Source organism: Mesorhizobium sp. M0590 (assembly GCF_040320905.1).
GTDB lineage: Bacteria > Pseudomonadota > Alphaproteobacteria > Rhizobiales > Rhizobiaceae > Mesorhizobium.
Map to the genome: position 1 here is coordinate 38,216 of NZ_JAMYQN010000001.1, position 20,382 is coordinate 58,597.

Genomic DNA, 20,382 nt, shown 5'->3' on the forward strand with positions numbered 1-20,382 from the left:
TTTCAACCGGTGCAGGTTGCCCTGCACAGCGGCACAAACGCAACAACTCAATTAGAGCGCCATCGTCCAATTGGACGCATAAAGACCGCTCCAAGATTTTCGATCCGCTGCATCCTGCCTTCCGAAAATCGATTCCGATTTCGGGCCGATGCAGTCCGCTACTGCTTATCCAGACCGTACACGGAATGCAAAGTGCGAACTGCTAGTTCCGTATAGGGACCGTCGATCAGGATCGAAATCTTGATTTCGGACGTCGTGATGGCGCGGATGTTGATCGCGCGGTCGGCAAGCGCCTTGAAGGCGGTAGCGGCGACGCCGGCATGGCTGCGCATGCCGATGCCGATGACCGAGACCTTCGACATGCCGGCTTCCGACTGCACCACGTCGTAGCCGATCGTCGCCTTCAGCCGCTCGAGCACGGCGAGCGCCTTGTCGACGTCGCCGGATGGCACGGTGAAGGTCATGTCAGTGAACTTGCCGTCCTCGGAGATATTCTGGACGATCATGTCGACATTGATGTTGGCCTCGGCCAGCGGCCCGAAAATGCCGGCGGCGACGCCCGGCCGATCGCCGACGCGGCGCAACGAAATCTGCGCCTCGTCCTTGGCGTAGGCAATTCCGGTGACGACCTGCTGTTCCACGATCTCTTCCTCGTCGCAAATAAGCGTTCCCGGCGGATTAAGCAAATCCCCCATTCCTGGTGCGTCGGGATCGTCGAAGGACGACCGCACGAAAGTACGCACCCTGTGCACCATGGCAAGCTCGACCGAGCGCACCTGCAGGACCTTGGCGCCGAGCGAGGCCATTTCGAGCATTTCCTCGAACGAAATCTTGGCCAGCCGCCGCGCCTTCGGCTCGATGCGCGGATCGGTCGTATAGACCCCGTCGACGTCGGTGTAGATATCGCAGCGGTCGGCCTTGACCGCTGCCGCGATGGCGACTGCGCTGGTATCGGAGCCGCCACGACCGAGTGTCGCGATCCGATTGTCCGGCCCGATGCCCTGGAAACCGGCAACCACCGCCACCTGGCCTTCGCCGAAGCGCTTGATCAAGAACGCGCCGTCGATGTCGAGAATGCGCGCCGCGCCATGCGCGTTGTCGGTCTTGATCGGGATCTGCCAGCCTTGCCAGGAGCGGGCATGCACGCCGATATTCTGCAGCGCGATCGCCAGCAAGCCGGCAGTGACCTGCTCGCCGGAGGCGACCACGGCGTCATATTCACGCGCATCGTGCATCGGCGAGGCCTCGCGCGTCCATTGCACGAGCTCGTTGGTCTTGCCGGCCATCGCCGAGACCACGACGGCGACCTCATGGCCGGCGTCGACCTCGCGTTTGACATGACGCGCCACATTGCGGATGCGGACGATGTCGGCGACGGACGTTCCGCCGAATTTCATCACGATGCGCGCCATAGAAGCGAAATGCCTTTGACTGGATGCCGGACCGAAGGCCGAAAAGCGGAAAAATGCGCCAAGCTGTGGCCGGGCGCTCAATGCGCGGCCTCCTTAGCCAAATGATCGCGGTTTCGCAAGGCATGCCGCCGCTGCCGGCCAGGCGACACACGAGCACAGCGTCACGCCTGCACTGCCTCTTGGCAAATGCCGCTCGCTTCAGCCCAGCTGTGCCGTGGCCTGCCACAGGCGCGGATAGTCGAGGACGAAACCGAGCGGCGAGACCTCCAGTGTCTCGTGGTAGCCGAACATCGGGGCGGCATAGGCGTAATGTGCAGCATCGACGCGCTGATAGATTTGCTCGAGGCGAACGAGCCTGAGTTCGGGAAATGTCAGATAGGCTGCCGGCGCGGGCGTCGCCATACCGACATCGAGGGCAAAGCGGCGAAGCGCCAAAAGGTTCGTGGCGGGCGTGAAGCCGAGATCGACATCGATGAGACCGTCGACTTCCGCTTGATGCTCGCCGTTCAGCGTCCATTGGCGCTCGGTCAGCCGGTCGATCCTGTAATGCAGCTCTTGCGTGCCGAGAAAGCCGTCGGCGCGCGCCGATCGTGTATGCCAATCGGCGTCGCAGTCCGCCTCGTAGGCGATGCTGCACGGCTCGCCGTCCTGGACGAAAAGCGCGTGTCCCCTGAGGTTCCACCCGGAACTCGCTTCCGACAGAAGGCAAGCGTCGTGGCCTTCCTGGTCAAGCCGGCGCCAAAGAATGGAAGCAACCGCTCGCATCATTGCGCACTCCTCCGAACCCGATGTCTCTGCTTCGTCCGCCAAAGCCTAGGCGTTTCCTTCCGGCACACCATCAACTGACACGTGCTGACACAAATGCAGCCGGCAAAAGGCGGCGCCGGAAGGCATCGCGCGCATCGCACCGCCGGCGGTGAATTTCGCGCCTTGACATTCGCAGCCTCGCGCCCGACTTCCTAGCGTCCGAGGAGACCACGCCATGCCTGAGCCCCGACGATCGACGATCGATGCCGGAGAGGTGGAACGCTTTTCCGCCCTTGCCGCCGAATGGTGGAACCCGAACGGCAAGTTCCGCCCGTTGCACAAGTTCAACCCGATCCGGCTTGCCTATATCCGCGACCAGGTGGCGGCCCGCTTCGGCCGCGATCCGCGTGCGGCACGGCCGTTCGAAGGCCTGCGCTTCCTTGACATCGGCTGCGGCGGCGGGCTTTTGTGCGAGCCGATGGCGCGGCTTGGCGCCGAAGTGGTCGGCGCCGATGCCTCCGCCACCAACATCGAAGTGGCCAAGCTGCATGCGGCGGAAGTCGGCGTGAGCGTGGATTATCGCGCCACGACCGCGGAAGACCTTGCCGATGCCGGCGAAAAATTCGACGTCATCCTCAACATGGAAGTGGTCGAGCATGTCGCCAATGTCGATCTGTTCCTGGCCAAATGCGGCGAGATGGTCAAGCCTGGCGGCATCATGTTCGTCGCCACCATCAACCGCACGCTGAAGGCCCTGGGCCTGGCCATCATCGGCGCCGAATATGTGCTGCGTTGGCTGCCACGCGGCACCCACCAGTTCGGCAAGCTGGTGCGCCCCGAGGAACTGGAAAAGGCGCTTGCCGGCGCCGGTCTGACCGTCATCGACCGCACCGGCGTCACCTACAACCCGCTCGCCGACCGCTGGCAGCGCTCGAAGGACATGGACGTCAACTACATGGTGCTGGCGGAGAAGGCATCCGTCTGAAGCTTACGCCTTCTGGCCCCTATGGCCTCTGGCTTTGCGCCTTGGTGGTGATGAACACGCCGGCGGTGATGATGACGGCACCGGCCCAGGTCAGCAGTTGATAGCGCTCGCCGAGGAAGAGGGTCCCGGCAAACAGCCCGACCGCCGCCGCGACATAGCCGATCTGGCTGAGATAGACCGGGCCGCCGACCGCTTGCAGGCGGAAGAAGAAGGCGAACATCGCCGAGGCAGATGCCACCTGTGCCGCTGCGACCAGCGGCACGCCGCCGAGCGAGCCGAATGCATTGCCGCCAAGCAGGACCAGAATGCCGGCAAACAGCATCAAGGCTGCTGCCAGATGGCTGCCGACGGCGAGCTCGATCGGGCCGGTGCCTTCGGGCCAGTCGACGGTACGGTAAATGTTGCCGGCGGCGAGGCTGACCGGGATGAGCAGGCCCATCGCAACCCAGAAAAATTCGGCCGGCTGGCCCGCTTCGCCGCGCGTCACCGCCACCATGACTGCGCCGACGAAACCGACGACTATGCCGACGATGCCCAGCATGGTCGGGCGCCTGACGCCGAGCAGCATCGAGAACACCAGCGTGACGACCGGCGACAGCGTGAACATGATGCCGCTGTAGCCGGCGCCCAGATGCGGAATGGCTGAAAACATCAGCAGATTGGGGATTGCATATGAGACGGCCGCGGTGACGAAGAAATAGCGCAGCCTGTGCGGCGTAAGCCGCATGCGCTTCCCGTTGAGCAGCAATGCGCACAAAAGCACGCCGCCGGCACCAAGCGAGATGACGAAGGCCCAGACCATGGCGGCCACGCCGGCCGCCGTCGCGATCTTGCCGAACGGCAGCGTCAGGCCGAGCAGTCCACCGGTGACAACCAGAAGGCCAAGCGCCGAGTCCCAGAGAAATTTCATCGCACCGTCCCGTCGCCCGTTCGCGGCACTTGGCCAATATCGCAAGCTGAGGTAAGATAAGCTAAAGATTCTTCACGTCAAGATACATAACGGTGAGAGACATGGATCGCGCAGCAAAAGCGATCGGGCAATGGAAAAAGGAACGGCCGGATCTCGATGTCTCGCCGATGGCCGTGCTCGGACGGTTGAACGAGGCCGCCTCGCTGATCGCACGAGAGCGGCTGGCGCCGCTGTTTGCAAGTTACGGGCTGCAATCCGGAGAATTCGATGTGCTGGCAACGCTGCGTCGTTCCGGGCCGCCATACGCGCTGACGCCGACGGCTCTCTACGAGGCGACGATGGTGACGTCGGGCGCGATGACCAACCGCCTCGACCGGCTCGAGAAATCCGGCCTGATCAAGCGCGGGCCGCACCCCGACGATCGCCGCGGCATTGTCGTGCAGCTGACTAAAAAGGGTCTGGCGTTGATCGACGAGGCGGTTACCGCTCACGTCGCCAACGAGCACCAGATACTTTCCGGCCTGATACGCCCGGAGCAGATCATGCTCGCTCGCCTGCTCGAAAAATTGATAGCGAGCCTGAACTAACCCAAACGGCAACCACTGGGACTCTGCGATCATTGCATTGGGAGTCGTAACTGCCAGAGGAGTTTGCCGATGACAGAACATGCAGTCGTGATTGCCGGAGGAGGTCCGACGGGCCTAACCCTGGCAGGCGAGTTGGCGTTGGCAGGCATCGACGTAGCCATTGTCGAACGCCGCCCGAACCAAGAGCTTGCCGGTTCGCGTGCTGGAGGTCTGAGTTCACGCACTCTCGAAGTTTTCGATCAGCGCGGCATCGCGGACCGGTTCCTCGCCGAAGGACAAATAGCCCAAGTCACGGGATTCGCGGCGATGCGTTTAGACATCAGCGATTTTCCGACCCGCCACAACTACGGGCTGGCGCTGAGACAGAAACACATTGAGCGCATTCTCGCTGGATGGGTCAGCGAGCTGGCAGTGCCGATCTATCGCGCCCGTGAATTAACGTGTTTCGTGCAGGACGACGCCGGCGTCACCATCGAACTGTCCGATGGTGCGTCGCTGCGGGCAAGCTATCTCGTCGGGTGTGATGGAGGCCGCAGTCTGGTCCGCAAAGCTGCTGGCATTGAGTTTCGAGGATGGGATGCGACGACCAGCAGCATCCTCGCCGAGGCCGAGATGGCGGAGGAGCCGCCACTGGGCATTCATCGCACCGCACTTGGCATCCATGCCTTCGGCAGGGAAGAGTACGAAATTCGTGACGGCAAGGTCGTCTTTGCCGATAAAGGTCCCATAGGCGTCATGGTCACTGAAAAGAATGTCGGCGCCACGACCGAGCCCACGCTGCGCGATCTCCGCGAAGCGCTCGTCGCCGCATGCGGAACAGATTACGGAATCCATAGCCCAACCTGGATTTCCAGGTTCACGGACATGTCGCGGCAGGCGGCGGCTTACCGCAAGGGCCGGGTTCTCCTAGCGGGCGATGCCGCCCATGTGCATTCCCCGGTGGGCGGACAAGGCCTCAATATCGGTGTGCAGGATGCGGTGAACCTCGGTTGGAAGTTGGCCCAAGTGGTGAAAGGAACATCGCCTGAACGCTTGCTCGACACTTATCACATCGAGCGGCATCCGGTTGCGGCCCGCGTGTTGCGTACGACAATGGCACAGGTCGCATTGCAACGTACTGATGATCGCACTGAAGCCTTGCGTGAAATCGTATCAGAGCTCCTTGGGATGGAGGAGCCTCGCAAACGGATCGCTGCCGAGATGTCCGGACTTGGTATCCATTACGACCTCGGCCAGGGGCATCCGCTGGTCGGCCGCCGCATTCCTGACCTCGACCTGGCCACGCCTGATGGTCCCATGCGCGTATTTGCGCTCCTCCAAAAAGCGCGGCCAGTGCTCTTGAATCTCGACGCGCCGGGCAGCCTCGACATCAAGCCGTGGTCAGACCGCATTAAGTTGGTTTACGCCAAATGGGACGATCCATGGGAGTTGCCTGCGCTAGGTTTGGTCTCCGCTCCAACCGCAGTTTTAATCCGACCCGATGGATATGTTGCTTGGGTAGGCGACAGGACGCAGGATGGTCTTCAAGACGCGATGAACACCTGGTTCGGACCACCGGGCTAAAAACCGCAAAAACCAGTTAGCTCGAATGGTCCCGAAATCAAACGGCTACGGAGGGCAAAAACTCAGATTCTGGTCGCAGAGCCTCGTTTGGGCCGGCGAACAGCTCTGATCTTGCCGCTGTTTCCGCCGCCACAGAAAAACTGGTCACCGCCATCGGATTCGAGCCCCGACACGCCTGTTCCCGGCGGCATATCGAGCTTCTCAAGGACCTTTCCCGTTTCAGGATCGATCCGTCTGACATCGCTCTCCTCGCCCTCCCAGGTGCCATGCCACAGCTCGCCGTCGACCCAGCTGACCCCGGTTACGACGCGGTTGGAAACGATGGTGCGAAGGATTGCCCCTGTCTCGGGATCGACCTGATGAATCTTTCGGCCCCGATGCTGCCCGACCCAGAGCGTTCCTTCGGCCCAGGCGAGCCCGGAATCACCGCCATTGCCAGGCGCCGGGATCGACGCCAGCACCCGGCCATTCCTCGGATCGATCTTCTGGATGCGATCCTCGGCGATCTGATAGAGGTGATGGCCGTCGAAGGCCGTTCCGGCGTGTGCCGCGACGTCGATCGAGCGCACCACTTTGCCGCTCGCCGGATCGAAGGCGTTCAATCTGTCGCCTGAGGCAAACCAGACATGCTCACCGTCGAAGGTAACGCCGTCCACGTGGTCGACACCCGGAAAGGGTCCATATTCTCGAAGGATTTCGGCTGCGGATCGTTCCATGATTCCATCCTAGTAGCCCGGCAGTGGGCCGGGGAGTAACAAGATTGTCGGGAAACCCGTCAGCGGCGGGGTCATCCAGCGACGCGCCCGTCCGCGGCCGAACGACTGCACCTTGCCGGCCTGGGCGAGCTGCTCGAGCGCTCGCTGCACGGTACGCGAACTGGCTCCAAGCGCAATCGACAGGGCCGAACTCGACCAAGACTCGCCGTCGGCGAGGAAGGCGAGCACGGCGGCATGCTCTTCTTCGACGGGTGGCGCCAGCACGACGACCTCACCTGCGCGGCGCGGGGCCAGCGCAAAGCCCCGCTTCGTCGCGCTCACATCCGCCAAGCTCCGAAGCTCCGCGCGAAGCCGCCCGACTTCGACCCGTAACCGTGCGCGATGTGATTCGTCCGCGTCCTTTCCGCGGAAAGCGCGCGCAATGAGCGTCGATCTTGCCACGTCCCCCGGCCAGGCTTCGGCCAGCGCGCGGGCCAGCGCGAACAGCACCGGGCGGGTCGCCAGCGAGACGACCGTGTCTGCGACCCGCACGACATTGCGGCATGCATCCACCACGAGCGCCCCCGACGCCAGGAGCGCTTCGACTTCGTCGAGCAGGAGGGGCCGTTCCCCGCCACGCGCGACAAGGCGTGCGGCCGGCGTGTCCAGCACCAGCGATGCGCTCTCCACCTCCGCGATCAGCGCGGGGATGCCGGACGCGCGCGCCGCCCGCGCCGCCAGGCCAAGCGCGGCGCGCGCAGGGCCGGTCCGCAAGCGGCGGATGGCGATGCCGGCGACAGCCAGCTCGTGGGCGGCCCGCGATGCCGGCGGCAGCGGCGAGGGATCGAAGCCGTCCAGCCTGCGCTCGGCTTCGTCGAGATGGCCGATCAGCAGCAGGCGCCGAACGTCGAGGTTGCGCGCATGCGCGGCGTTGACGCGGTCGCCATGCTTTTCAAGCGTCGCCCGTGCGGCGTCGAGTGCCTTGGCCGGCCAGGTAAGGTCGCGCGAGACGAGCGCGATCTCGGCCTCGGCGACGATACACCGCGCGCGGGCCACGGCCTCCCTCGGGCTGAATGCGCGCGCCGCCCTCTTGAGGAGAACCTTCGCCCGAACCAGGTCGCCAAGCTGCGCCATCGCGATACCGCGCAACGCCAGTGCCGGCGCATCGTCGCGCAGCGCAACCCGCTTCAAGGCGCCGAGCGGATCGCCCGCCGCGAGCGCATGCGCCGCCGCCGTGATCAGCGAGTCCATCGGAATCCCGTCACACTTGTCACTCCCACGGCTTCGACATCCGGCGCTAAGTCCATCTCACTAACCAGTCGTATCGACAACGGTGACTGTAGCCAACCTGAGTTGCGGCGCGCCAACCTTGAGTCGCGGCTAGATTGTGCACTAGCTCGAACGCAACGATAAGCACTAGGAGAGACGCAATGAAGATCGAAGGTTCAACCATCCTGGTGACTGGAGCCAATCGGGGCATCGGTCGGGCACTGGTCGAGGAAGCCCTGAGCAGAGGCGTAAAGCGCGTCTATGCCGCAACCCGCCAAGCCATGGCCCACCCGGACCGGCGTGTGACGTCCCTGACCATGGATGTGACCAACGCTGCGCAGATCCGGGAGGCGGTCGAGAAGATCGATGCCCTCGATATCCTCATCAACAACGCCGGCGTATCGCCCTTCGATGACCTCAGCGACCGTCGTGTGCTCGAACAACAGCTCGCCGTAAACCTCTTCGGCTCGTACGACGTTACCCAGGCTCTGCTGCCGTTGCTGGCCCGGTCGCGGGGAGCCATCGTCAACATTCTGTCGCTGGCCTCGATTGCCGCCGTGCCGTTCAGTCCGGCTTACTCGATCTCGAAGGCGGCCTCGTTCTCGCTGTCGCAGTCGTTGCGCACCCTTTTGGCCGGACGGGGTGTCAGCGTCCACAGGGTCCTTCCCGGCCCGGTCGACACGGACATGACACGGGGCCTGGACATTGCGAAGGCCTCTGCGGAGTCTGTCGCGCGGGCAATCCTGAACGGCGTGGAGAACGGCGAAGAGGAAATCTTCCCCGATCCCATGTCGGAATCCCTGGCGGAGGGCTGGCGCAGCAGTGCAGTCAAGGCGCTTGAACGCCAGTTTGCAGCCTATGCGGAAGCAAGCCCGTCAAGTGAAGCAAGCCCGTCAGGCAGTGGGCATGAAAGAAGCAGCGAAACGATTGCCCGCGAGCCCCATCCTTGCTGCTCGGCCTGAAACTGTAGACGCCTGTGCGGGGGTGGCGGCATCGCCGCCCTTCGGCGCCGCCCCGACCTTCACGGCGCTGCCTGGCGAAGAGATGCCTCGCTATGTCTGGAGCAGGTTGACGGATCAGTTGCGGTCGTCGGGGAAGCTTGGAATCGGCAAGAACTCGACGCCGTCTTCGGCCAGGCTCTTGGCCTCGTCCAGCGTCGCCTCGCCATAGATGCCGCGCGGATCGCTTTCACCGAAATGGATCTTGCGCGCTTCCTCGGCGAATTTGTCGCCGACATAGTCGGCATTCTCGCGCACCTTGTCGGCCATGGCCTTGAGCTGCGCCAGCGCCTGCTTCTGCGCCTCGCCCATGGCCAGCGCGATGCTTTCGCGCTTGCGCCCGGTGGAGACGGCAGGCGCCATCAGCGCCTTCTCGACCTTGTGCGAGCCGCAGGCCGGGCAATCGACGAAACCGCGCCTCTTCTGGGTGTCGAAATCGTCGTTGCTGCGGAACCAGGCTTCGAATTCGTGCTCGTGCTCGCAGAGCAGGGAAAAGCGGATCAAGAGGCGGCACCCCTGAGACGCGGCGCCTCCGCCGAACCGGCGTTTACGGCAAAATCGCGTGCGTTTTTGAGATTCGGTATCTTCTTGCGCGCAGCGACTGACTGCGCCGGGTCGATCTCGGCGACGATCACCGCCGGCTCGTCATGGGCGGCTTCGGCGACGATGCGGCCCCAGGGATCGACGATCAGCGAATGGCCATAGGTTTCGCGGCCGTCCTCGTGCACGCCGCCTTGCGCGGCGGCAACCACATAGGCGCCGTTCTCGATGGCACGCGCCCTGAGCAGCACGTGCCAGTGCGCTTCGCCGGTCTGGCGGGTGAAGGCTGCGGGCACCGAGAGCAGATCGGCGCCGGCCAGCGCCTCGGCACGGAACAGCTGCGGAAAGCGTAGATCGTAGCAGACGGCAAAGCCTAGCTTCGCGCCCTCGATTTCGGTGACGACAGCCTCGGTGCCCGGCTTATAAGCGGCGGATTCGCGCCAGCTCTCGCCATTGTCGAGATCGACGTCGAACATGTGGATCTTGTCATAGACGGCAAGGATTGCGCCGTCCGGCCCGAACAAAAGCGCGCGGTTGGCGAGCTTGCCGTCGACGCGCAGAATGGCGGTCGAGCCGATATGCAGGAAGATGCCGAGCTCCTTGGCCAGCCGCCGCGACGTCGAGACGACGATGTCCTTGTCCTCGGAGGTGAAGGAAGCAGCCCGTGCCTGGCTGTCGCGGATCAGCGCGCCGGTCATTTCCGGCGTCTGGATATAGGTCGCGCCAAGGCCTGCCGCCTCGCGCACCAGCCGTTCCAGATCGACCGCATTGCGCTCCGGGCTGGTTCCCGAACGCATCTGGATCGCCGCCGCCTTGAAACCACCCATCGTCATGTCCTTATCTGGCCGAGCCGTTGGCGAGCAATTTGTCCAGCCGTCCTTCCGCCTCCAATTCGTGGAGATCGTCAGAGCCGCCGACATGCGTGTCGCCGATGAATATCTGCGGAAAGGTGGAACGGCCGTGAGCGCGGGAGATCATCTCCTGGCGCAGCTCCGGCGAGAACGAGGCGTCGTGCTCGGTGTAGGTCACACCCTTCCTGTCGAGCAGCCGCTTGGCCGCGGTGCAATAGCCGCACATCATCCGCGTGTAGATCGTCACATCGACCATCGGTCAGCAATCCTGCCTCGTTCCTAGGCTATATAGGCGCCGATTCGTCGGCCCGAAAGTCCCCCGGCAGCACACGCGCAAAGGTCAGTACGTCGACCGCGCCGGCACCGCCCTTCTTCAACGCCTTGGCGACCGCGCGGACGGTGGCGCCGGTGGTGTAGACATCGTCGATCAGCAGCACCCGGCGGCCGGCGATTTCGATCTCCGCCTCATCAGGCACTTTGAATGCGGCGCGAACATTTTCCTCGCGTTCCCGCCGCTCAAGCCCGACCTGCTGGCGCGTGAGTTTGACGCGCCTGATGGCTGATGGCGCGAAAGGCCGCTCCCCGAGCTGCGCCACCGCCCGCGCCAGTTCCGCCGACTGGTTGAACTGCCGTCGGAAGAAACGCCGCCAGTGCAGCGGCACCGGCACGACCACGTCGGCCTCGGCGATGAGCTCGGCACCGGCGCGAAGCATCCAGCGCGCCATCCACGGCGCCAGATCGGTGCGGTCCTGGTATTTCAGCCCTTGCACCATCTGGCGGGCAACGCCGGAATAGGCGACCGCCGCCCGCGCGCGCTCGAACGGCGGCGGGTCGGCTATCGCCTCCGCCGACAGGAAACCCTCACCCATATTGTGGGTGAACGGCGTGCCCATCACCGGGCACCACGGCCGTTCCAGCAGCCTGAGTTTCGGCCAGCAGGCGCCGCACAACACGCCGGGCTGCGAGACATGGCGGCGGCAGCCGGCACAGACCGGCGGGAACAAGAGGCGCGCTGGCCAGCCCAATGCCTTGCGGGCAATGCTCTTGATCGCACTACGCTTGATCTCTGGCATGGGATCGGCCACGTGGTTGGTCCTCCGCATCACTATATCAGAGAGCGAAGCACAAGGACCTGCCCATTGCAGCCTGTAATTGACACCTCGCTCTGGCTGGCGCGCAAGCGCCGGGCACTGGCCCGCCCCATCGCCGGCGCGGATTTCCTCATGCGGCGGGCGGCCGAGGATCTTGCCGACCGGCTCGGCGCCGTCGAACGCAGGTTCGGCAAGGCGGCCTCGTTGTTTTGCCAGACGCCGGCTGCAGCAGAGGTGCTCGCCGAAAGCGGCAAGGTGACGGAAAACGTGCGCGTCGAGGCCGACGCCGCTTTCCTGGGTGGCCAGCCAGGACTGTTGGCGCCGTTGGAAACCGTGCCATTCGAGCCGGAAAGCCTCGACCTCGCAGTGTCGCTGCTGTCGCTGCAGGCGATGAACGACATTCCCGGCATGCTGGTGCAGGTCCGCCGGGCGCTGAAGCCGGACGGGCTTTTCCTTGGCGCCTTCGCCGGCACAGGCACGCTCTCCGAACTGCGCGAAAGCCTGCTTGCCGCCGAGACCGAGCTCTATGGCGGCGCCAGCCCGCGTGTGATCCCGTTCACCGACGTCCGCGACGCCGGCGCACTGCTGCAGCGCGCCGGCCTGGCACTGCCGGTTGCCGACGTCGAGACGATCACGGTGCGCTACGATTCGCTATTTGGCCTGGTCGCCGACCTGCGCGCTATGGGCGAGACCAGCGCGCTTGTCGACCGCAGCAGGCGGCCGGGCACGCGAGCGCTGTTCGCGCGCGCCGCCGAAATCTATGCGGAGCGGTTTTCGGATGCCGATGGCCGCGTCAGGGCGAGTTTCTCGGTGGTCTGGATGTCAGGCTGGGCGCCCGATGCCTCTCAGCAAAAGCCGCTGAAGCCGGGCTCCGCAAAAATATCGCTGAAGACAATCCTGGAAAACCCCGGCGGCCCCTGAGCGGATCCTTGCGCAAAAGCCAAGCGTATCCCACGCAAAAGCTAAGCCGGTCACTGTGCAAAAGCGTTGGCAAGCTTGCTGCTGTTGTCGCTGAACAACCACTGAATGGCGCCGGCAGCCTGGCCAATACCCGCGACAATGGCAAGCGACAGCACGGCGACGATCAAACCATATTCGATAGCCGTCGCACCCCTCTCGTCTTCTAAAAATCGTTGCAGCAAGATTTTCATGGGCGCCATCCCTCTTGCCCGAACCTAGCGCCGACCCGTTAAGAAAGGTTAATGCGACAGGCTTAACGCGCGGTGAACCAGCTGCATTCTAGGAACCAGCTGCATTCTAGGGTCCAGACTCGATCAGGTCAGCAACGAAGACCTCATATAAACTCGGCGGCCTGACCATCCTGAAGATAACCGAACACGCGAAAGCCGTCAGGCATTTCCTCGCCGGGCACATGCACCTTCTTGAGAGCCGAGCGGACAAGTTCTCGCTGGGCGGGCGTTTCGACCTGAATGTCTAAGTGAAGGATGGATTCGTATCCGCCCTCCCTGAAGTGGTAGAACCACTCGCGGTCGGGCTGTGAGTGGTAGCCGTTTGTGGAAAGCGTGCTCCAAGATGGTGGCGGCGTGAGCGCGTACATTTCTAGCCGAAGCTCATCCCATTTTGTGTTGTTCATCGCCGGATTGAGCATTTCGTCGCCTCTCAAAGCCAGAACGAGATCATGGTAGCCAATGCCACCCCAGACAGGAAGTTGGTGGCGAGTTTGTCGTAGCGGGTGGCGATGCGGCGGAAATCCTTGAGGCGGCAGAAGGCGTTCTCGATCAAGTGTCGTCCACGGTATCGCTCTTGGTCGTAACGGATTGCTCTCTTTCGATTGCGCCGTCCCGGGATTGCCGGCGTAGTCTTTCCCTCGCGCAGTGAACGGCGCAGTCGATCCGCATCGTGGCCCTTGTCGCCCAATAGGTAGCGCATCGGGCCAGCGCGTTCGAGTAGGGCTGGCGCTGCCTTCACGTCGCTGACGTTTCCTGCCGTCAACATCAACGCGTAGGGGCGGCCGACGACGTCTGTGAGTGCATGGACCTTAGTTGTCCAACCGCCGCGCGAACGGCCGATGGCCTGCGCTTGGCGCCCCCTTTTGCGCCGAATGCCGCCCGCTGGGCTTTGACGTAGGTGCTGTCGATCGCGGTGCTTTTCGTCACTGCGCCGGCCTGAACCAGCGCATCAAGCATCTTCAGCCAGAAGCCTCGTCGCGACCAGCGGTTGAAGCGATTGTAAACCGTGGTCGAGGGACCATAATCGGCAGGACAATCACACCAGCGGCAACCCACCTTCAGCACGTGCAGGATACCCGAAATCACCCGACGATCGTCCACGCGACGCGCACCACGCTGGTTCTTGGGCAAGTGCGGCTCGATCGTTGCCCATGCTTCGTCCGATAGCCAAAACAAAGCCATACTGCTCTTCCTGATCCACACCCGCTGGTGAATCAGGAAAGCGCCCTCCCTTCAAGGGGCTGATTGGGTTTTGGCCCTAGGAAACAGCCGAATCCTGGAGATCTGTTGAGGAGTCAGCAGTCGCCGCTGCTTCTGCCATCGGCCCGTATAACGCAGACCGAACTGGGCAGCGGCTGCAGCACGCTCTTGCGTAGCGTATAGCTGTCGCGCTGGCCGATCGAGCCGGTGCTCATCGTATCAAGCCCGTCGCGGGCAAACTGCGAGCGGGTCCGGCTGTCGAGGTAGGGCGTCGCGATCAAGGCCAGAGCCACCGCGGCCGAGCCGAACAAGAGGGCGATGCGCAATATTCCCATGCCGGCATTGGCGGCGCCAGGAAGGCGGTCGGGCCAAGGCGAGTCCCAGTCCTTTTCAAGGCTCATGCAAATCGCTCCCCAGCGGTGGAATCGGCGTAACCGCCTAGCGTCAATTTTTCACGGTCAGATAAATCTTTCATTAACGCTGCTGCCAGCGCGTTGCGGCGCTGCCCGATTTACGGCAGGTCGGCCGTTACAGCAGATCGATGAGGAACTGGATCAGCGGGGCATCGGCCGGCGGCATTGGAAAATCGCGCATCTGGCGCGGCCGCACCCATTTCAGCACCTGGCCTTCCTTCGGCTGGGCAATGCCGCGGAATCGACGGCAGACGAACAGCGGCATCAGCAGGTGAAAATCATCGTAGGAATGGCTGGCGAAGGTGAGTGGCGCCAGGCAAGGGATGTCGGTTTCGATGCCGATCTCCTCGTACAATTCGCGGATCAGGCATTGTTCCGGCGTCTCACCGGGCTCGACCTTGCCGCCCGGAAACTCCCACAGGCCGGCGAGTTGCTTGCCTTCGGGCCGCTGCGCCAAAAGCACGCGCCCGTCGGCATCGACCAGCGCGCAGGCCGCGACCAGGAGCAGGCGTTTGCCGATCGTATCCAAGCCGCTCATGCGCCGGGTGGCCGGCGATAGCGATAGCGATAGACTTCGTCGAATCCGAGCGAACGGTAGAGCGCCAGCGCCGGCGCGTTGTCAGCCTCGACCTGCAGCCAGGCTTCCCGCGCCCCGCGCAGCCGCGCCCATTTCAGCGCCGACCGGATGAGATGGCGGCCATGGCCCTGGTTGCGCACCGACCTGTCGGTGGCAATCTCGAACAGGCCGGCAAGGTCGCCGTCATGCACGCAGATCAACGTTGCCAGCGGTTCGCTGCCGGCCTCCAGCGCAAACAGCCCGGCCTCCGGCTGGATGGCGCCGATGATCTCCGACAGGCCCGGCCGCAGCGACACATCCGAGCCGCTCACCTTGAGCGCCGCGCCGATGAAACGGCTGATGTCCTTCAACGGAATCTGGTCCATGGCGTCGTCGAGCGTGGCGTCCGCCAGCGGCAGCCGCATGACCAGCGACTCCGCGAATATGCTCCAGCCCTCGCCGTCGAGGTACTTCGAAAGATCCGGCCCCGACAGCGGCGAGATGCGAAAGGTCAGCGGCCTGCCATAGGCGTCGAACCGACGGCTGGCGCGACCGATGCGCTCGGCAATGTGCTGGATGTCGCCCGGATCGAGCGGATTGACCGAATTCAGCCGCTTGGCCGGATGGCCGGCCGTCAGCCGCACCACCCAGGTGCCGTCATAATGGACGGCGGCCGCCGGCCAGGCGCGAAATCCGGCCGCCTCATAGCGGCGCACGATCGCCAACACGCTTGCCGGATGTCTGGAAGCCAACGCCATCAGCTCCGATAATCGCCGTTTATGGCGACATATTCCTTGGTGAGATCGCAGGTCCACACCGTCGCCTTGCCGCGGCCGATGCCGATATCGGCGCGGATGCGGATCTCGTCGCGCTTCATATACGCCGAAGTCGCCTCCTCGGAATAGGCGGCGTCGCGCTCGCCCTGATAGGCCAGGCGGTTGTCGCCGAACCAGATCGACAGAAGGTCGCGGTCGGCCGGTTCGCCGGCCTTGCCGACGGCCATGACGACGCGGCCCCAATTGGCGTCCTCGCCGGCGACTGCCGTCTTGACCAGCGGCGAATTGGCGATCGACAGCGCGATGCGCTTGGCCGAGCGGGCCGATTTGGCCCCGGTGACGGTGACCTCGACCTGCTTGCGGGCGCCCTCGCCGTCGCGCACCACCTGCAGTGCCAGCGATTTCAGCACCTTGCCGAGGGCACGGCGGAAGGCGCCGAGGCGCGCATCCTTGGGGTCGGAAATTGCCGGCGCGCCGCGCCTGGCGGCAGCACCCGTGGCGAACATCAGCAGCGTGTCGCTGGTCGAGGTGTCACTATCGACGGTAACCGCGTTGAAGGTCTTGGCCGTACCGCGCGACAGGAGGTCCTGCAGCACGGGTGCTGCGATCGGCGCATCGGTGGCGATGAAGGAAAGCATCGTCGCCATGTCGGGCGCGATCATCCCGGCGCCCTTGGCGATACCGTTGATGGTGACGTCGGCATCGCCGAGCTTGACCGTCGCGGTCGCCAGTTTGGGATAGGTGTCGGTAGTCATGATCGCCTTGGCGGCGTCGGTCCACAATTCCGGCTTGCCGTCCTTGACCAGCGCGGCCAGCAGATGGCTGAACTTGCCGGCGTCGAGCGGCTCGCCGATCACGCCGGTCGAGGCCAGGAACACCTCGCCCGCTGTGCAGTCGGCCGCTTTCGCCGCCACCTCGCCCGTGAGTGCGGTCGAGGCGCGGCCCTTCTGGCCGGTAAAGGCATTGGCGTTGCCGGAATTGACGACCAGCACGCGCGCCTTGCCCGCCGTGAGGTTCTGCCGGCAGAAGTCGACCGGCGCCGACGGGCATTTCGACCTGGTGAACACGCCGGCGACCGTGGTGCCGGCGTCGAACACCATGGCCAGCAGGTCGGTACGGTTCTTGTATTTTATGCCGGCCTCGGCGGTGGCGATGCGCACGCCCTCGATGGCCGGCATCTTGGCATATTTCTTCGGCGCGAGTGGCGAAACCTGTGTGGACATGGAAGACCCCGGGCGGGAAAAATCGCGAAAGGAACGCCGGTTTGCCCGATAGCACGCGCCGGCGCAAGGCGTATTCACAGCCGTTACGGGTGCCGGACGCCTGACACCTGCCGCGGCAGCAAGCAGGCTGTTGCAAATTTGTTGGTGTCGCTGCGACCGATAGCGCTATGATCCTGCCCCATGGGCAGGCTTGTGGTCTTGGCACTGGCGTTTCTGGGCTTTCTGCTGCTGCGGGCGGATGCGCAGACGGCGCGGCGCGTGGCGCTTGTGGTCGGCAACGGCAGCTACGCCGAAGCCGGCACGCTGGCCAATCCCGTCAACGATGCGCTCGACATCGCCGACAAGCTGCGCGCCGTCGGTTTCGAGGTGATCGAAGGCAACGATCTCGGCAAGCGCGAGCTCGAACGCAAGATCGGCGAATTCTCCGATGCGCTGCAAGGCGCCGGTGCCGGGCTGTTCTACTATGCCGGCCATGGCCTGCAAGTCGACGGGCGCAACTTCATCGTGCCGGTCGACGCCAGGCTGGACATGCCGGTCAAGCTGCAGCTCGAGGCGGTGCCGATCGACGAGGTCCTCGACATCATGGAGCAGCAGACCAAAGTCAGCCTGGTCTTTCTCGATGCCTGCCGCAACAACCCGTTTGCCCGAAGCCTCAGCCGCAGCGCCACGACGCGCTCGGCGACGGCTCTCGCCGGCCTCGCCCAGTTCGAATCGACGCGCGGCTCGTTCATCGCCTTCTCGACGGCGCCCGGCGCTGTCGCAATGGACGGGACGGGGCGCAACTCGCCCTTTGCGGCGGCACTTTTGCGGCATATGGCCGAGCCCGGACAGAGCATCAACGACATGATGATCGCGGTGCGCCGCGACGTCGTTTCTGCAACGCGCGAGGCGCAGCGTCCCTGGGAGCAGGGGTCGCTGCTCGAGCGTTTCGAATTCGTTCCGGGCGCAGACACTGCCCAGCAACCGAAACCGGCCGTCAGCCCGGCTCCCGCGTCGCAGGTGGCTGCGCTCGAACGCTCCGTCGGCGACGAGGGTGCCATCGAAAAATTCTTGCGCGAAAACTATCTGGCGCCTGATGCCAGGAGAATGCGCGAAACCGTCAAGCGGCTTTACGGTTCGTCGGCCACCATCTACGGCACGCGCTACGACAGCGAGGCGATCGTCAAGGTCAAGACCGACTGGTTCGCGCAATGGGCATCGTGGTCGTTCGGTCTCGAACCCGGCAGCCTTGAGGTGACGCCGCACGGCCAGGACCGTGCCGACGTGGTTTTCGCCATGCGCTACGACTATGTGCCGAAAGACAAATCGGCGCAGCGGCTGACCGGCAAGGCGCGGGTGACGCTGGAACTCGTGCTGGCCGATGGCGCGTGGCGCATTGCCTCGGAAACGTCGCAAGCGCTGGAATGAACATCAGCGGACCGCTGGGTTGATGAACCCGCGAAACGCCCGCTGCACGCCCGGAATCAGCCCCCAGATCATGATCGAGACCATCAGCGGCGCGATGACCAGCGTGCGCTGCCAGATTTGCCATTCCTGCGTCAGCGGAAAAACCACATACAGAATGGCAGTGATCAGCGGATACACGCCGAGCAGCACCAGCAGGGCGAAGCGCAGGCGCGAAAAGCGGGTCACGGCGGTCGAGTTCATCAAACTCTCCTTATCGTTACGGAACGTTTCGTTACATATAAAACGGATCGTTCCGTTTCGTCAAGAGTTGTATATGATGGCTGCTGAAATCGCGGGTAAGGAAGAAGAGATGGGCGAAATCACCGATCCCGGGCGCAAGTCGGCTGGCGCACGGCGTAGCCCGGAAAGCGCCGATGCCATTCTCGATGCCGCCGAGGCGGTACTGGTCGAAGCCGGCTATTCCGGCTTCTCGATCGAGGCGGTGGCGCGCCGCGCACGCGCCGGAAAACCGACGATCTATCGCTGGTGGCCAAGCAAGGCCGCCTTGCTGCTCGACGTTTACCAGCGGCAAAAGCGCGTCGACAATCCCGATACCGGGAACCTTGCGGAGGATCTCGTCGGCTTCCTGAAGAGCTTGTTCGCGCATTGGCGCGACACATCGTCGGGCAGCGTGTTCCGATCGCTGATTGCCGAGGCGCAGTCGGACGAAAAAGCCGCCGCCGCCCTCGCCGAATACGCAAGAGGGCGTCGCATCCACACCGGCCAGATGGTCGAACGCGCCAAGGCAAGGGGAGAGATAGCTGCCGACGTCGATGCCACTGTCGTCGCCGACCTGATCGCCTCGTTCGCCTGGACGCATCTTCTGACGAACCGCCTGGACGAGGACGAAGCGACGCTGCGCAGGGCGGTCGGCTATGTCTTGAAAGGCATCGTCGCTGACGATGCCGGCGACGCCACGGCGGTCCGGCGGCGGCGTCGACGCATCATCGCTCGCCCTACCAAATAGAAGCGACAGGGCGGCAGCGCGCCCTGTTGTAGCCCAATCTGGCCTATTTGGCGCTTTCCAGCGCGTCGACCGTCTTCTTCAGGTTCGCATCGGGGATGTCGACCTTGGCGTTGGCGCGCAGCGACTTGACCAGCGCGAAATACTTGTCGCGGATGACCGCCTGGCGCGCCTGGTCCTTGACCTGGTCGAACGCCGGCGGCTGCTTGGTGCGCTTGTCCTCAACCTTGATGACATGCCAGCCGAACTGTGACTGCACCGGCTGGTCGGTATATTTGCCGACCGCCAGCGCAAACACCGCCTTGTCGAATTCCGGCACCATCTGGCCAGGTCCGAACCAGCCGAGATCGCCGCCGCTGGTCTTGCCGCTCGGATCGCTGGTGTGCTCGTTGGCAAGCTTCTGGAAGTCGGCGCCGCCGTCGAGCTGCTTGATGATGGCGTCTGCCTCTTCCTTCGTCTTCACGAGGATGTGACGGGCGTGCACCTCATTGGTGGGCGGCGTGTTGGCGATTTCCTGGTCGTAGCGGGCGCGGACCTCGGCATCGGTAACCTTGTCGACGACGCCCTTCTCGACCATTTCGCCATGCAGCGCGCGCTGCTGCAGGAAGGCCATGCGGCGCTGGAAGTCGGGATCCTTGTCGAGGCCGGTGGTCACCGCCTGAGCCGCCATTACGCGGATTTCGATCGCCGCCGACAGCGCCGCGGCGCGGCGCTGCTCGGGCGGAAGCTGCGCGAACTGCTGCGACAGCTCGCCCTCGGCAAGCCCAAGGTCTGCCTCGGTCAGCGTCTGGCCGTTGATGGTGGCGACCACGGCGTTCGGATCGACCGGCTTGGCCGCCGGAGCGGGTGCTGCCGGCTGGGCAGGGGCGGCTTCCTGTGCCATCAGCGGCGATAGCGAGAGGGCCGACAGCCCGAATGCCAGACCAAGGCTGGCGAGCGACGCGCGGCGGAACAATACTGACATTA

At 64.1% G+C, this 20,382-nt stretch carries 24 protein-coding genes and 1 pseudogene; 7 read left to right on the forward strand and 18 right to left on the reverse strand.

Going from position 1 to position 20,382, the window contains the following annotated elements:
* Positions 1-158 precede the first annotated feature (158 nt).
* A complete protein-coding gene (locus NKI52_RS00170; RefSeq protein WP_352634310.1) occupies positions 159-1,412 on the reverse strand; it encodes an aspartate kinase in 1,254 nt (417 codons plus the stop codon).
* A 198-nt stretch (positions 1,413-1,610) separates the two neighbouring features.
* Complete coding sequence (locus NKI52_RS00175; RefSeq protein WP_352696731.1) at positions 1,611-2,180, reverse strand: putative glycolipid-binding domain-containing protein; 570 nt, start codon at positions 2,178-2,180, stop codon at positions 1,611-1,613.
* A 214-nt stretch (positions 2,181-2,394) separates the two neighbouring features.
* Here NKI52_RS00175 and ubiG point away from each other — a divergent pair, with 214 nt between their 5' ends.
* Positions 2,395-3,144: a bifunctional 2-polyprenyl-6-hydroxyphenol methylase/3-demethylubiquinol 3-O-methyltransferase UbiG gene (ubiG, locus tag NKI52_RS00180; RefSeq protein WP_023675148.1), complete on the forward strand. Its 750-nt coding sequence runs from the start codon at positions 2,395-2,397 to the stop codon at positions 3,142-3,144.
* A gap of 19 nt (positions 3,145-3,163) precedes the next feature.
* On the opposite strand, the gene NKI52_RS00185 is transcribed toward ubiG, so the two are convergent.
* Positions 3,164-4,054 (reverse strand): DMT family transporter, encoded by an 891-nt coding sequence (locus tag NKI52_RS00185; RefSeq protein WP_352503215.1) that lies wholly within the window; start codon positions 4,052-4,054, stop codon positions 3,164-3,166.
* Positions 4,055-4,155: 101 nt separating this feature from the next.
* Here NKI52_RS00185 and NKI52_RS00190 point away from each other — a divergent pair, with 101 nt between their 5' ends.
* Positions 4,156-4,641 (forward strand): MarR family winged helix-turn-helix transcriptional regulator, encoded by a 486-nt coding sequence (locus tag NKI52_RS00190; protein ID WP_352542481.1) that lies wholly within the window; start codon positions 4,156-4,158, stop codon positions 4,639-4,641.
* 69 nt (positions 4,642-4,710) lie between these two features.
* Positions 4,711-6,204, forward strand: a complete 1,494-nt coding sequence (locus NKI52_RS00195; RefSeq protein ID WP_023675145.1) for an FAD-dependent monooxygenase — start codon at positions 4,711-4,713, stop codon at positions 6,202-6,204.
* A gap of 62 nt (positions 6,205-6,266) precedes the next feature.
* Here NKI52_RS00195 and NKI52_RS00200 read toward each other — a convergent pair whose 3' ends face one another.
* Together NKI52_RS00200 and NKI52_RS00205 are read right to left on the reverse strand one after the other, a co-directional pair.
* The gene (locus NKI52_RS00200; protein WP_352621693.1) at positions 6,267-6,920 is read right to left on the reverse strand and encodes a Vgb family protein; all 654 of its coding nucleotides are present in this window, start codon (positions 6,918-6,920) and stop codon (positions 6,267-6,269) included.
* Positions 6,921-6,929: 9 nt separating this feature from the next.
* Complete coding sequence (locus NKI52_RS00205; protein WP_352621692.1) at positions 6,930-8,150, reverse strand: winged helix-turn-helix domain-containing protein; 1,221 nt, start codon at positions 8,148-8,150, stop codon at positions 6,930-6,932.
* A gap of 179 nt (positions 8,151-8,329) precedes the next feature.
* On the opposite strand from NKI52_RS00205, the gene NKI52_RS00210 reads away from it, so the two are divergent.
* A complete protein-coding gene (locus NKI52_RS00210) occupies positions 8,330-9,130 on the forward strand; it encodes an SDR family NAD(P)-dependent oxidoreductase (RefSeq protein ID WP_352696733.1) in 801 nt (266 codons plus the stop codon).
* Positions 9,131-9,244: 114 nt separating this feature from the next.
* On the opposite strand, the gene NKI52_RS00215 is transcribed toward NKI52_RS00210, so the two are convergent.
* From NKI52_RS00215 to NKI52_RS00230, 4 genes are read right to left on the reverse strand one after another with little or no spacing between them, the layout of a single operon-like run.
* Positions 9,245-9,670 (reverse strand): DUF1178 family protein, encoded by a 426-nt coding sequence (locus NKI52_RS00215; protein WP_352696735.1) that lies wholly within the window; start codon positions 9,668-9,670, stop codon positions 9,245-9,247.
* Positions 9,667-10,533, reverse strand: coding sequence for a carbon-nitrogen hydrolase family protein (locus NKI52_RS00220; RefSeq protein WP_352696737.1), 867 nt, complete (start codon positions 10,531-10,533; stop codon positions 9,667-9,669). The genes NKI52_RS00215 and NKI52_RS00220 overlap by 4 nt, the downstream gene beginning before the upstream one ends.
* Before the next feature lie 10 nt (positions 10,534-10,543).
* Positions 10,544-10,813, reverse strand: coding sequence for a glutaredoxin 3 (grxC, locus tag NKI52_RS00225; protein WP_352491813.1), 270 nt, complete (start codon positions 10,811-10,813; stop codon positions 10,544-10,546).
* 28 nt (positions 10,814-10,841) lie between these two features.
* Positions 10,842-11,642: a ComF family protein gene (locus NKI52_RS00230; RefSeq protein ID WP_352570523.1), complete on the reverse strand. Its 801-nt coding sequence runs from the start codon at positions 11,640-11,642 to the stop codon at positions 10,842-10,844.
* Between the two features lie 54 nt (positions 11,643-11,696).
* Between NKI52_RS00230 and NKI52_RS00235 the strand changes: the two genes are divergently transcribed.
* A complete protein-coding gene (locus NKI52_RS00235) occupies positions 11,697-12,569 on the forward strand; it encodes a methyltransferase domain-containing protein (protein ID WP_352577157.1) in 873 nt (290 codons plus the stop codon).
* Between the two features lie 50 nt (positions 12,570-12,619).
* Here the strand turns inward: NKI52_RS00235 and NKI52_RS00240 are convergent, their stop codons facing one another.
* The 7 genes and pseudogenes from NKI52_RS00240 to argJ all read right to left on the reverse strand — a co-directional run bounded on the left by NKI52_RS00240 (position 12,620) and on the right by argJ (position 17,006).
* Entirely contained in the window at positions 12,620-12,799 is a 180-nt protein-coding gene (locus tag NKI52_RS00240) for a Flp family type IVb pilin (protein ID WP_352453066.1), read from the reverse strand.
* 143 nt (positions 12,800-12,942) lie between these two features.
* Positions 12,943-13,257 (reverse strand): DUF6678 family protein, encoded by a 315-nt coding sequence (locus NKI52_RS00245; protein ID WP_352646616.1) that lies wholly within the window; start codon positions 13,255-13,257, stop codon positions 12,943-12,945.
* Between the two features lie 11 nt (positions 13,258-13,268).
* Positions 13,269-14,020: pseudogene (locus NKI52_RS00250) on the reverse strand (IS5 family transposase).
* Between the two features lie 113 nt (positions 14,021-14,133).
* Positions 14,134-14,439 carry a hypothetical protein gene (locus NKI52_RS00255; RefSeq protein WP_023677980.1) on the reverse strand — a complete coding sequence of 102 codons (306 nt, stop codon included), beginning with the start codon at positions 14,437-14,439 and terminating at the stop codon, positions 14,134-14,136.
* 127 nt (positions 14,440-14,566) lie between these two features.
* Entirely contained in the window at positions 14,567-14,989 is a 423-nt protein-coding gene (locus NKI52_RS00260) for a (deoxy)nucleoside triphosphate pyrophosphohydrolase (RefSeq protein ID WP_023677979.1), read from the reverse strand.
* Entirely contained in the window at positions 14,986-15,765 is a 780-nt protein-coding gene (locus tag NKI52_RS00265; RefSeq protein WP_352570524.1) for a GNAT family N-acetyltransferase, read from the reverse strand. Before NKI52_RS00265 ends, NKI52_RS00260 begins: the two co-directional genes overlap by 4 nt.
* Positions 15,765-17,006: a bifunctional glutamate N-acetyltransferase/amino-acid acetyltransferase ArgJ gene (gene argJ / locus NKI52_RS00270; RefSeq protein ID WP_352696739.1), complete on the reverse strand. Its 1,242-nt coding sequence runs from the start codon at positions 17,004-17,006 to the stop codon at positions 15,765-15,767. Before argJ ends, NKI52_RS00265 begins: the two co-directional genes overlap by 1 nt.
* A gap of 180 nt (positions 17,007-17,186) precedes the next feature.
* Between argJ and NKI52_RS00275 the strand changes: the two genes are divergently transcribed.
* Positions 17,187-18,413: a caspase family protein gene (locus NKI52_RS00275; protein ID WP_352696741.1), complete on the forward strand. Its 1,227-nt coding sequence runs from the start codon at positions 17,187-17,189 to the stop codon at positions 18,411-18,413.
* Positions 18,414-18,416: 3 nt separating this feature from the next.
* Here NKI52_RS00275 and NKI52_RS00280 read toward each other — a convergent pair whose 3' ends face one another.
* Entirely contained in the window at positions 18,417-18,653 is a 237-nt protein-coding gene (locus NKI52_RS00280; RefSeq protein ID WP_352471336.1) for a putative antibiotic biosynthesis monooxygenase, read from the reverse strand.
* Positions 18,654-18,762: 109 nt separating this feature from the next.
* Between NKI52_RS00280 and NKI52_RS00285 the strand changes: the two genes are divergently transcribed.
* Positions 18,763-19,419, forward strand: a complete 657-nt coding sequence (locus NKI52_RS00285) for a TetR/AcrR family transcriptional regulator (protein ID WP_352677711.1) — start codon at positions 18,763-18,765, stop codon at positions 19,417-19,419.
* 43 nt (positions 19,420-19,462) lie between these two features.
* Here the strand turns inward: NKI52_RS00285 and NKI52_RS00290 are convergent, their stop codons facing one another.
* A complete protein-coding gene (locus NKI52_RS00290) occupies positions 19,463-20,380 on the reverse strand; it encodes a peptidylprolyl isomerase (protein ID WP_352456658.1) in 918 nt (305 codons plus the stop codon).
* Positions 20,381-20,382 lie beyond the last annotated feature (2 nt).

What these genes read in the sequence shown, in the direction of transcription:
- NKI52_RS00170 (WP_352634310.1), bottom strand. Translation starts at nt 1,412, where the DNA reads ATGGCGCGCATCGTGATGAAATTCGGCGGAACGTCCGTCGCCGACATC.
- NKI52_RS00175 (WP_352696731.1), bottom strand. Translation starts at nt 2,180, where the DNA reads ATGATGCGAGCGGTTGCTTCCATTCTTTGGCGCCGGCTTGACCAGGAA.
- ubiG (WP_023675148.1), top strand. Translation starts at nt 2,395, where the DNA reads ATGCCTGAGCCCCGACGATCGACGATCGATGCCGGAGAGGTGGAACGC.
- NKI52_RS00185 (WP_352503215.1), bottom strand. Translation starts at nt 4,054, where the DNA reads ATGAAATTTCTCTGGGACTCGGCGCTTGGCCTTCTGGTTGTCACCGGT.
- NKI52_RS00190 (WP_352542481.1), top strand. Translation starts at nt 4,156, where the DNA reads ATGGATCGCGCAGCAAAAGCGATCGGGCAATGGAAAAAGGAACGGCCG.
- NKI52_RS00195 (WP_023675145.1), top strand. Translation starts at nt 4,711, where the DNA reads ATGACAGAACATGCAGTCGTGATTGCCGGAGGAGGTCCGACGGGCCTA.
- NKI52_RS00200 (WP_352621693.1), bottom strand. Translation starts at nt 6,920, where the DNA reads ATGGAACGATCCGCAGCCGAAATCCTTCGAGAATATGGACCCTTTCCG.
- NKI52_RS00205 (WP_352621692.1), bottom strand. Translation starts at nt 8,150, where the DNA reads ATGGACTCGCTGATCACGGCGGCGGCGCATGCGCTCGCGGCGGGCGAT.
- NKI52_RS00210 (WP_352696733.1), top strand. Translation starts at nt 8,330, where the DNA reads ATGAAGATCGAAGGTTCAACCATCCTGGTGACTGGAGCCAATCGGGGC.
- NKI52_RS00220 (WP_352696737.1), bottom strand. Translation starts at nt 10,533, where the DNA reads ATGGGTGGTTTCAAGGCGGCGGCGATCCAGATGCGTTCGGGAACCAGC.
- grxC (WP_352491813.1), bottom strand. Translation starts at nt 10,813, where the DNA reads ATGGTCGATGTGACGATCTACACGCGGATGATGTGCGGCTATTGCACC.
- NKI52_RS00240 (WP_352453066.1), bottom strand. Translation starts at nt 12,799, where the DNA reads ATGAAAATCTTGCTGCAACGATTTTTAGAAGACGAGAGGGGTGCGACG.
- NKI52_RS00245 (WP_352646616.1), bottom strand. Translation starts at nt 13,257, where the DNA reads ATGCTCAATCCGGCGATGAACAACACAAAATGGGATGAGCTTCGGCTA.
- NKI52_RS00255 (WP_023677980.1), bottom strand. Translation starts at nt 14,439, where the DNA reads ATGAGCCTTGAAAAGGACTGGGACTCGCCTTGGCCCGACCGCCTTCCT.
- NKI52_RS00260 (WP_023677979.1), bottom strand. Translation starts at nt 14,989, where the DNA reads ATGAGCGGCTTGGATACGATCGGCAAACGCCTGCTCCTGGTCGCGGCC.
- NKI52_RS00265 (WP_352570524.1), bottom strand. Translation starts at nt 15,765, where the DNA reads ATGGCGTTGGCTTCCAGACATCCGGCAAGCGTGTTGGCGATCGTGCGC.
- argJ (WP_352696739.1), bottom strand. Translation starts at nt 17,006, where the DNA reads ATGTCCACACAGGTTTCGCCACTCGCGCCGAAGAAATATGCCAAGATG.
- NKI52_RS00275 (WP_352696741.1), top strand. Translation starts at nt 17,187, where the DNA reads ATGGGCAGGCTTGTGGTCTTGGCACTGGCGTTTCTGGGCTTTCTGCTG.
- NKI52_RS00280 (WP_352471336.1), bottom strand. Translation starts at nt 18,653, where the DNA reads ATGAACTCGACCGCCGTGACCCGCTTTTCGCGCCTGCGCTTCGCCCTG.
- NKI52_RS00285 (WP_352677711.1), top strand. Translation starts at nt 18,763, where the DNA reads ATGGGCGAAATCACCGATCCCGGGCGCAAGTCGGCTGGCGCACGGCGT.
- NKI52_RS00290 (WP_352456658.1), bottom strand. Translation starts at nt 20,380, where the DNA reads ATGTCAGTATTGTTCCGCCGCGCGTCGCTCGCCAGCCTTGGTCTGGCA.